Here is a 10,395-nt window from a genome sequence, read left to right as displayed (position 1 = left end):
GCCCCACTGAAGAACAAAATGGGAAGTGCGCCCCACCAAGTGCCGAAAAGGAAGGCGTTGCGCACCAGGTTTTGCGTAGTGCGGCGAGACACCGACCTTGGTTTGACCGACTGAAACGAAGATCTCGCTCTTAGGCCGACGAAACCAGCGGCGACGATGACGACACTCGCCCAGAGGATGGCTTTCGTTTGGTCGGGCGAGCCCCAGACCGCCATGACAAAAGTGGCCGCATTGAGTATATTCGCAACCATGCCAAGAAGCGTGTTGCGAAGCACGATACTGACCTGCTCCGCCCTGATGCGGCCGGCAAGTGGTTCGATCGTCGAGGGCCCGCCAAAAACACGCAGGTCTCCCGCCAGAAGGTCACCGAGCCTTGCGGCAGACAGACGCTGCATCACTCTTTCACTCCCCGCGGTAGAGTAGCCAGCTGCGTGTTGGGCGGTCCCTTAGCACTGAATACTTCGGGAAAAGTAACTTTCAACCGCAAATCCTTTACGTTTCGATCGTCCCTCTCGGTCGTCGCCGAGATACTCGGCAGTGCGGCTAAGGTTTGTTCCTCGGCTAGGTGGGACTGACCCAAGCCTGCCCAGCGAACGAGCATCGCAATAATCCTGCCGATGCATTTGTTGCTTTCAACGACAACCGCCACTATGAAGCAACACTTCGCCGACTGTGTTTCAAGCCGCCTGGAGAGTTTCATGACAGAAGAAGCCGACAAAAACATCGACACCCTCATCGAGCTCACCGCCGATGTCGTCTCGGCCTATGTCTCCAACAATCCGGTTCCGGTGGGAGAACTTCCTGCCCTGATCGGCCAGGTACACGCGGCACTGAAGGGCACGGCCGGCGCCGGCGTTTCCGCAGAAGAACCCGAGGCTCTCAAGCCTGCTGTGCCGATCAGGAAATCTGTGACGCCGGACAACATCATCTGCCTTGAGGACGGGAAGAAATTCAAATCGCTAAAGCGTCATCTGTCGACCCACTATGGGCTGACGCCGGATGGATATCGTGCCAAATGGCATTTGCCGGCGGACTATCCCATGGTCGCGCCGAACTACGCCGCGGCGCGCTCGGCATTGGCCAAGACCATGGGTCTCGGACGCAAACCGAAAGAGCCGGAAACGCCGGCGCCGGCAAAGCGGACCCGCAAGAAGGTTGCAGCCTAGTTTTCATCTATCGAGGTTCGTTCCTGAGCGCGCAGCCACTGGCATAATCCGCGCGGAACGTGAAAGAGACGGCGACCGATCGCGCTTCCCTGCAATCAGCCGGGTGTTGCATGGAATTCGCGACGACCCGCAACAATCTGCCGTCCCGGGTTCGGCCATGTTCTCGCGCGCTGTTATCGAGCGGCCGTCGACATATCGGACCTTGCTGCGTCCATCCTGCTCTTGCCGGGACGCAGGACCTCAGCGAGCAATGCCGAGGCTCCAGCTGTAAATCGTCTTTTGCGGATCGTCTGCGTAGGGATTCGCACGGAGGCCCTATCCTGGCGTCGTTCTCGTCGTTGATGACGTAGAGCAGTTGCTCGATTCCATTGCGTCCGATCGGCGCCACGATCCCGAACTCGGACAGGTGCGCCCGCAACGCGTTCGATATCTGTGTGCGCTGGCGGTTGAGCATCAACCTAACCCGATGCAGCATCATCACACTCTGTTGCTCGGGCGACTTCACCGGCACGAAGCGCATCGTCGGCCGGGTCACCGCCTCACAGATCGCCTCTGCATCTGCAGCGTCGTTCTTCTGCCGCTTCAGATATGGCTTCACGTACTGCCGGCAGCAGCCGCACATCGTGGCCAAGTGCGGTGAATCACGAGCCCAATAATGCGACGAACTGCACGCCTCGATCCCGACCAGGCATCGCGGCAAGCTCTTGAAGAATGCCAGCACGCGCCCACGCGTAAGCTTTCTGCGGACGGCAACCTCCCCAGCCGCATCCACGCCGTGTGAAACACGGACTTCGCGATATCTAGACCGATCGTCGTAACGTTGCTCATCATGGCGTAATAGCGCCGGTCGCAGGGACGTTCTGCCGCTGACTTTCTGCGCCATTCGCGGCTCCATTCGCCTCGGCCGAAGCGACTTGTGGACGCTACTTGGTCTTCGACACCCGCCCGCCAGCTCCAACCACGAGGTAGACAGCCCAGTTCTTCGGCGTGCCCACCGGCATCCACTTGGTCCTGCGCCAGATAGTTGCCTATCATATAGATCAGACCTACGACTGCGAGTAGCTGCTATTCGCGTAGCCCTTCATGTCCTCGTAGAGACCGCCAACCGCCAATGCCGCCTTCTTCCTGTCATCAACGAACTTCACCTCTATGGCGGTGCCGATGGTATCGATCCCGAAGTCGGGAAAATAGCTTTTTTGTCTGCTTGAGGACAGGCGCCTCGCGAACTACGTCAGGGAAGGCGAGACGGAGAACCAGTTGCAGATGATCCTGAACATCCTTCTCTCGTTTAGGAAGATTGCCGGTCCCTTCAATGTAGTGCGACAACTGCCGCAGCATCCTGGCCAGCACGCGTCGCTGCTCTCGTACCTCGGATGGCGTCTCTACGAGCGCGGCAAGCAAGTCGAGACGGGAACTGAGCACATCTACAGCCTCATTGTAAGGGAGCCTAAGTACTCGTCCCAATAGCTGACCTGCCCAAGCTTCTCCGCAACGCTTTCGAACTCTGTATCAAAGGCCTTCAACGATTGAGCCAATCCGAGCAACTCAAATACAACCCCGACAGTGGCACGCCCGCGAATCGTGTTTGCCTTCAAGATCGCCGATGCGTTCTCAAGGCATTCATTGCGGTGATAGTCGTCGAGGTGTTCCTCGGCCTCTGCGTATGCGTTGATTTGCAAGCAGCATTCCTGAACCAGCGATTGAGCGGAGCTCCTAGGGCCTTAATGACCAGCGAGAGTTTGGTTTCCATTGGAAAGATGATCCGGGATCGAAATTGTAGGGTCGCAACAGTAGCCGGTTTTCCACCACATCGACAATTCTGATCCACGGGCTGGAACGAGCGCTTGTCGCATCCTGGCTCCATCCTCCGGAAGAGCAACCGAGGTCTTCAGAGCAAATCACGCAAGCACAGCCGACTCGCTCAAGTTTGCAGGAACGTTGCCTCGAGATCGCCGGATTGTTCTCGACCGCGTTTTCTCGGGTTGTTTGGTCTACCAAGCGGTGGCATAAATTCGCGGGCACCTTGGGGTAGACGCCACAAATGGCACTTTTCCGTTATCTTAATGATGACGCGTTTCTGATCTTTTCACGCAAATTCCGGTTCCTCTATGAGGCGGCGTTACTGGATATCTACGAGCGCTTCTTCTCCCGTGGGGCGTCATTCCCAACTCCTCAGGAGGTCGTTCACGCAATCTATGATCTTATCAAGCGAAAGCCTGATCTGCTTGCAGAGGGCGACGATGTTGGTGAGGGCCTGCCTGACCTGGTGTCGAAGCGTCGTAGACGCCTCAAGTTTGCTGGCGAAGCGAACGAGGCTGCCGAGACAGCGTTGCGGGTCGCGAGCGTTGCCTACCAGAAATTGATCCAGACCGGCTGGCTCGAAGAGGAAGAATATGGGCTAAGGGTAACGGTCGATATGCCGATGGGAGCCAGCCTGGTCATGCAGCTCCTGTCCAGCCTGAAATCCGACGTGAGCCAGCGCTTTGGTGGCGTCGTGGTCAACGTGAAACAAAGTCTGGAACTGGCGGCGAAACTCCAGGCGGACTCTTCAGGAAAGGAGGCCGTGGATGCTGCGTACGCTGTGGTGCAGGCGAGAGAACAGGCCACGGCCTTTCTCAAGACACTCAGGGCCATCCTCTCCGACCTGAGGCGGATCCGCCGGACCATTATGGAATCGCGGAGCATGCGCGAGAGGGTAGACGCATACTTTCAGGAATTCATCGGCGAGTTGGTTCTGAAAGACTTCCAAGCCATCCACACTTTCAATCATCCCTTTAGATTCAAAGACCACATCCTTGATCTGGCTCGCGCTATCTCGGTCGATCCCGAAATAATGAAGACCATCGCTTCGGGCTACGTCGAGAACGGGATGGCCGACATCCATGAGAATGGGCTCAGAACAGCAGAGACCGACCTTCTATCGATCCAGGAAGTTTTTGATGGGATCGGCGAGATGTTCGACCGGATCGCCATCTTTCGGCGACAGCTTGAACAGCGTCTTCGCAACACGGTCAAATATGCGGAGCAAGGGAGCAGTGGCATTTCAAGCCGGGCCGCATCTCTCGTACACCGGCTCCACAAGGTAATGGACCAGCGCCCGGCTCTTTCTGAGTTCGCCTGGGTTCCCCTCCCGATCGAGCCGATGCGTACGCCGTGGTCCGAGCGGCATCTCGCGCAACCGCGGCAAGCACGTAGGGCGCTGGAACCAATGGCCGTCCCGCCCAAAATAGTGGATCCATTGCTGGTGCTGCGCAAGAAACTCAAAAAGCAGTACATGGAAAGAATCGTTCCAGACGAGAGACAATTGCTGCAATGGCTGCATGACAAAGTTCCATTCGCGGTGACGAAAGAGGCGCGCTTCCTGGAGATAGAAGACGTAGACTCATTCATTGCCTTCGATGTGATCCGACGGTTCACCAAACCAGGCGATCTCCCGCCTTCTATCGCAGCGGCGTTTGAGATCGTGGATGACTCTAAAGGACCGCAGCACGATAGCGATTGGATAAAATGCGGTAACTTCCTAATCCGGAGACGGGCTGCCACGGCTGGAGGCATGGATGCTGAATGAGTTCGAAGAGGTCGAGGCCCGATACGGCGCGGACAAGGGTGCCGACCTTCGGAAAGCTTGCCGATACCTCCTCCGTCATCAATTCGTGTATTCGGGCGATCGGGGTGTGGCGACCGTCTATGATGTAATTATGGATAGTCGCTTTAGAAGAGTGATCGACGGATTCTTTGACTGCATCGGCTACCGCGTCCACCGCGAGCATGACGAACAGTGGGCAGGGATCGCGCTGGCTGACGAGGAGATGTCGTCAACGCCAAAAATGAAGGCTGACGAGACTATCGTTCTTCTGGTGGCAGCGGCCCATTGGCAGGACGAAGCGAACCAGGGCAACGTTGAAGAACGTGCGACGGTCTTGACAACATTTAACGTCCTCTACGAGAAGTACAGGGAAATGGCCGAAAGGGGCACAAAGATGCTTATGCCCCAATCGAGGTTCCAGGACGTTCTTGAGGATCTTGCTGCGCGTAACCTAATCTGGCTCGGAGAGTTCGATCGTGTCCTTCAGGATCGGGAGGTGGTGGTCCGGCCGATAATCAAGTTGGTTTCCGGATCCGACGCGCTGCGGCGCATTGAGGAGCAGGTTGCGCTGGAGGACTACGAGCCCCGCCAGCCCGGTCCCGTCGAGGAAAAATTGCAATGATGGAACTCGTTCATCTCGCGTTGGTCAATTGGCATTCGTTCAGCGTTGAAGATATTCCGGTTAGCGGCCACGTCGGTTTCCTCGGTGAAAACGCTTCGGGCAAATCAACAATCCTCGACATGATCCAGGTGGTGCTCACCGGCGCCAGCGGGCGGTACATGAATCTCAACCCAGTCGCTGGTGAAAATCGTCGCAGAAGCGGTCCGAGGCGCACGGTACAGGGTTACTGCCTCGGTGCCCGTGGAGAGGGCGATTTTCGGCGCGAAGCCTGCCTTACCTACGTGGCCGTCAGTTTTCGCGACGCCGAGGGAGTGAAGCCCGATTTGACGGTAGGCCTCGCCATGGAGGCAAGGAAGACACAGCCTGCCGAAACCATACTCGGCCGTTTCGTCGTCCGCGGCAAAATATTGAAGACGGCGGATTTCTTACGTGAGCGGGAAGGAAGGCAAGAATTCGCGCAATGGGAGGATGTTAGGCAATCACTAGAGAGGGAATGCGGTGGCGGGTTCGTAAACCACCGCGACAGCGCCACGGACCACATCCGGGAATATATGCGTGACTTGGTTCCACGATCGGCGCCGACTTCCGGAAACGCCGCCGCGCTTGCAAAGGCGATTGTGAACGGCATGACGCTTAACCAGGGCCTGTCTGCAACAGACTTTGTCAGGAACTATATCCTCGAGGAGTCTCCGATGAGGATCGGTGAACTGAGAGAGTCGCTGAAGACTTACCGACAAGTCAACCAGACCATCAAGAACATGCAGGAGCGTGCGAAACGGCTGAAGGTGGTCAAGGCGCGAGCGGAAGATTTTAGAAACTACCTCAACGAACACGTCGAGGAGGACTGGATCAGTCGCAAGGCAAGGTACCTCGCGGCCTCGGCGGCAATGCGGGCACTCGAAGAAGAGGTCAAGGAAGCCGAGGCATTTCTCCTAGCCGAGAGCGAAGAAATCAACGACCTGAACAGTTCGATCACCGAAGCGAACCAGGATGTACACCGCATCATCAAGCAGATCGAAGCGATCAAAGCCAAGGTGGGCATTGACGATCTTAAGAAGATGGCCGAAAGCTATTCCTTTTCCGCCGCAGATTGCCTCAAACGGGTCTCTGAAAGAGTGAAGCATATGCAGCGGATCGCCGCTGCGGCCGAAGCACTCGGAAAGGGTGAAGTAAGCTCCCGCGAATTGGCCGCCCACGCCTCCGCGGTGGCCGAGGCGGTTAAGCGTGGGAACACAGCAACCACGGCAGGGATCGAACAAGCGTTCCTGGCGTCGTTCCCCGTAAGCGCCGAGAGAATTGGGAGGGCCCGTAGCGAGGCGGAAGCCGCTTTGCATACGAAGATTGAGGAGGTCGACAAGCTGTCTCGGTCTATCGAGGCGGCCGCTTCCGGTTCACGAGATTCTCACCTCGGCGACCATACCCGCGAGTTGATGAGGCTCCTTCGCATGGCCGGGATGGTTCCGAGAGCGCTTTGCGACATCATTGACATTACCGACAAGCATTGGGGACAAGCGGCTGAAGGTCTTCTCGGTCGAGACAGGGAAGCGATCTTCGTCGATCGCGACCACATCCATATGGCAACGACGATCCTGAGAGAAAACAGGCGGGAGCTACGCCAGGCTTCCCTAGTCAGCCTAAACAAGCTCGAGCAATACCAGAATCCGGTCCAGTCAGGTTGGTTCCCTTCGCTTTTCAAGTCCGATGACAAAGACGCGGTCGCCTTCCTGCAGCGCAGATATGGCAATGTGCGGCTGGCCCGCACCATGGAGGAGTTTAACCAACCCGGCCGTGCCCTCATGGCTGACGGCCTCTATGATGATGGGCTGTTACGAGGAACTCGCCTGGAGGACGCCTCCCGCCTCAAGATCGGCAGGGCGGCGCAGGAGCAACTTTTCCTGGAGCAGAAAAGGCGGTTCGAGGTGCTGCAGGAGGAAATCGAAACCCTATCCCAGCGAAGGCGTATCCTTTCCGAGGTTGATCGCTCCGCTGCCATCGTGGCTTCGCCTGCAGACGGCGAGACAGTGGCAGGTCTGCTTGAAAGAGCGCAGGAGCAGGAGAGGCTGGCAGGAGAGGCTCGATCCAGGCTAGAGGCGGTGGATCAAGGCGACCTGGAACGCCTATATGAACTTGAGGAGAAGAAGAGGGTTCAGCAGGCCTATGTCCACGCCAGAAATGTTGAGCTCACGTCAATCCAGAAGAGGCAGGGAGCTTACCAGAAACAAGCTGAAACCGCGAGGAAAACGCTCACGGGCCTTACCAACCAAGAGGGTTCGCGCCATTCGCGGAATCTCGCCCGGCGCATGTTCCAACACAGCTGGCGCTTGACGGCCGCAGTGCCGGCTAATCGCAGGTACCGGGAGAGGATCGCGGGTAAACAAATCCCAAGTAATCCATCTGCCCGTTACGAAGCATTGGCCGGGGTTCATCGTGCGATTGGACAGCGCGCGGAGGATCGCTTCAAACATGCAAAAGATAGAATGATGGAGGCCGACAGGAATGTGCGCGCCGCCATGAGGAGCTATTTTGACGTCGCTCCCATAAGCTCCGAGGTCGGAGCAGAAAGCGACATCCTGAAGGACATTCTGCCCTGGGTGGAGGCCACGCTACGGGATATAGAGGAGAACGAGCTCACGCGGCATGAAGCACTGGCGGCTGAAGCTTCTGAGCGAGTCTCGTCTATCTTTCGCGGCGAATTCGTCAACTCTCTCCACTCACGCATCTCCAAACTGAGGCGGGATATTGACTCGCTGAACCATAGCCTCCGCAATCACGCATTCCACGGCGAGCGATATTCGTTCAGCAGGACGCAAGTGGCTCAGTACTCGCCGATCTTGAAAGCGGTCGAGATCTACGTGACTTCCGAGGATGCGCTGGATCTTCTCTTCAAGGGTGAGATACCTGAAGGCTCCCCCCACAAACCCGTGCTCGACGAGGTGAAGCGCATCCTAGAGGATCCTGATACAGACTTCGACAGTTTTGAGGATTATCGGAGCTTCTTCGTTTTCGAGATTCACATGGAGAACCTCGATACCGGGCATAAGACACGGTGGGAAACTCGTCGCGGCACGGGTTCCGGCGCCGAGCAACAAGTCCCGCTTTACGTTGCCATCGGTGCCTCGCTGGCTTCCGTTTACGGGACCGCCGAAGGGAGATTGGGATCGCAACTTGGAATGGCACTTGCCGTCTTCGATGAAGCCTTTGCAAAGCTGGACGGCAAAAACCAGCGGCAGATGATGAGCTTCTATGAAAGCCTTGGCCTGCAGGTGATCGTCGCTGCGCCACCAGAACGGCGGCCTTCCTTGCTTGGCTACATGCATGCCATTGTCGAAGTGGACAATATTGGCAGCGGGCAATCGGAGACGACCGTAGTTCAAGTGAAGGAAAAGGCTCGCAAGGAACTGCAGCGGATCAACCCCGAACTCATGGATGACGATGCATTGCGTAGGATGGCAGCGGAGTGAAATTCACCGATCCGAGCGCCCTCCTCTCTCATCTTCTGGATAAGCATGAAGATGGTCGAGCGAACGCACGTGCTTATCCGGATAACGGTGCCTTTTCGAGCATCGTCGATGCCGACAGTTTTCGGAAGAAGTTGGAAGAGGCAAGTCGGGCGGGAGCCGTCGAGCTTAGGATGGAGGAGGGGCGGCGAACTGGCGAGGTCAAATTCGTGCGTATCGCAGATGCGGCAGCCCTCTATCGTTTCGTCAAACGAATTCCTTCTAGCCAACGCTCGGCGTTGGCGCTCGAGGATCTATTTCGCCGAACCGAGTTTTCTGCCCTGTTCGCTGAGCATGCGCAGGAAGCTGCCGAAACCTGGTCCAGGAATCGGCGGTGGGCAGGCATTGTTCCCGGCGATGTGCGTTCGCTCGAGTGTGCGCTCGCGCTTGCGCAAGCCATCCACAGACGGCAACACGTCGGTTTGGATTATCGCACTTTCTCTCGGAGGGCTGTCGGGGACAGCAAGGCATTGGAGCGGCTAGAGGCGGCTGTCGCAAGGGTCCTCCGTGGCGTGGGCGCAGATATCCCGGAGGGCGCCAGTCCTCGCGAGGCACTCGGTGCGCTCGGGCTGGAAAAGGTGTCTCCTCCTCTCCTCCTTTCCGGCCCGGTCGCCTTTGGTGGGACCCAATTGGACACTGCCTTTCTAGGTCTTCCGGCCGATGCAATTGATACCGTCTCGTTCAGCCGGACGCCGGAATACGTCCTCGTGGTGGAGAACTACACGAGCTTCGTCAGGCACGTGACCGAGGCAGACCCAGATCGCCGTGGACTGGTCATTTACGGCGGCGGTTATCCGTCCGCTGGAGTTCAGAAAGCGCTGGGCCTGATTGCCCGGCGCTTCCCCAACGAAGTTCCGTTTTACCACTGGTCCGACATAGACCCTGACGGCATCTGGATTTTCCTCACGGTTGAGAGGGCATTTGGCCGCAGGCTGACTCCACACCTTATGACCCTAGAATTGGCAGAAAGGCATGGCAATGTACCGGCGAAGGTGGCGAGCAGAGTTGCCAAAACTGACGAATCCTCTCTGTTTGAATTGATTGCGTATCTTTCGGAACCTGGTGCAAAACACCTAGAGCAGGAGGAACTCGATCCCATTATTCCTTGCCTATTGGGAAATATGCAGCGGGTCACGTGACGCCGGCCAATGGCAATGCTCGTAGAGGATGACCATGAACATCGAGCTCATGATTGCCATCCCATTCGGGATTGTCTCGGTTTGCCATTGCCGCTAGGCAAGCTAGCTGCGTGCTCGGCTCAATCGCGGCCTGGCTGACGATCCAATTCACCGGTGAGGCGGTGATCGAGTGACGTACATTAAGGTCGCTTGCTGCTCGACGTTGTTGGGGGGCTTCGATTCCGGGCGCCCCAAGTATGAACGGTTGCCCTAGTTGGCCGCCATCTTGTTACGCCGAGGTAAGAAAGCCTCACGTCAGTAGCCCTCGTCCTTCTCAAAGTTCTTCGGGAGTTAGATATATCGATACCCGATGAGGTCTGACGTTGCCCCCAGTTTCTATCCAGTT

At 57.2% G+C, this 10,395-nt stretch carries 6 protein-coding genes and 2 pseudogenes; 5 read left to right on the top strand and 3 right to left on the bottom strand.

The genetic code is table 11. The features are described 5' to 3' along the window. A pseudogene (locus DH10_RS26610) lies at window positions 1-395 on the bottom strand (putative bifunctional diguanylate cyclase/phosphodiesterase); the annotation flags it as partial. 303 nt (window positions 396-698) lie between these two features. On the opposite strand from DH10_RS26610, the gene DH10_RS26605 reads away from it, so the two are divergent. Next, window positions 699-1,166 carry a Ros/MucR family transcriptional regulator gene (locus DH10_RS26605; protein WP_192246865.1) on the top strand — a complete coding sequence of 156 codons (468 nt, stop codon included), beginning with the start codon at window positions 699-701 and terminating at the stop codon, window positions 1,164-1,166. Window positions 1,167-1,554: 388 nt separating this feature from the next. On the opposite strand, the pseudogene DH10_RS26600 reads toward DH10_RS26605, so the two are convergent. Together DH10_RS26600 and DH10_RS26590 are read right to left on the bottom strand one after the other, a co-directional pair. Further along, window positions 1,555-1,994, bottom strand: a pseudogene (locus DH10_RS26600) (IS110 family RNA-guided transposase); the annotation flags it as partial. A 596-nt stretch (window positions 1,995-2,590) separates the two neighbouring features. Further along, entirely contained in the window at window positions 2,591-2,845 is a 255-nt protein-coding gene (locus DH10_RS26590) for a hypothetical protein (protein ID WP_192246867.1), read from the bottom strand. A gap of 362 nt (window positions 2,846-3,207) precedes the next feature. Between DH10_RS26590 and DH10_RS26585 the strand changes: the two genes are divergently transcribed. Genes DH10_RS26585 through DH10_RS26570 form a run of 4 tightly spaced genes read left to right on the top strand, consistent with a single transcriptional unit; the run spans window position 3,208 to window position 10,010 of the window. Beyond that, on the top strand, window positions 3,208-4,734 hold the full coding sequence (locus tag DH10_RS26585; protein ID WP_192246869.1) for a Wadjet anti-phage system protein JetA family protein: 1,527 nt from the start codon (window positions 3,208-3,210) through the stop codon (window positions 4,732-4,734). Beyond that, a complete protein-coding gene (locus DH10_RS26580) occupies window positions 4,724-5,374 on the top strand; it encodes a DUF4194 domain-containing protein (RefSeq protein ID WP_192385541.1) in 651 nt (216 codons plus the stop codon). Before DH10_RS26585 ends, DH10_RS26580 begins: the two co-directional genes overlap by 11 nt. Next, window positions 5,371-8,835 carry an SbcC/MukB-like Walker B domain-containing protein gene (locus tag DH10_RS26575; protein ID WP_192385540.1) on the top strand — a complete coding sequence of 1,155 codons (3,465 nt, stop codon included), beginning with the start codon at window positions 5,371-5,373 and terminating at the stop codon, window positions 8,833-8,835. The genes DH10_RS26580 and DH10_RS26575 overlap by 4 nt, the downstream gene beginning before the upstream one ends. Beyond that, window positions 8,832-10,010, top strand: a complete 1,179-nt coding sequence (locus DH10_RS26570; RefSeq protein ID WP_192246875.1) for a Wadjet anti-phage system protein JetD domain-containing protein — start codon at window positions 8,832-8,834, stop codon at window positions 10,008-10,010. The genes DH10_RS26575 and DH10_RS26570 overlap by 4 nt, the downstream gene beginning before the upstream one ends. The last annotated feature ends 385 nt before the right edge of the window (window positions 10,011-10,395 follow it).

This window comes from Mesorhizobium silamurunense (assembly GCF_014843825.1).
Lineage (GTDB): Bacteria > Pseudomonadota > Alphaproteobacteria > Rhizobiales > Rhizobiaceae > Mesorhizobium > Mesorhizobium silamurunense.
This window is presented reverse-complemented; position numbering and strand designations above follow the sequence as displayed.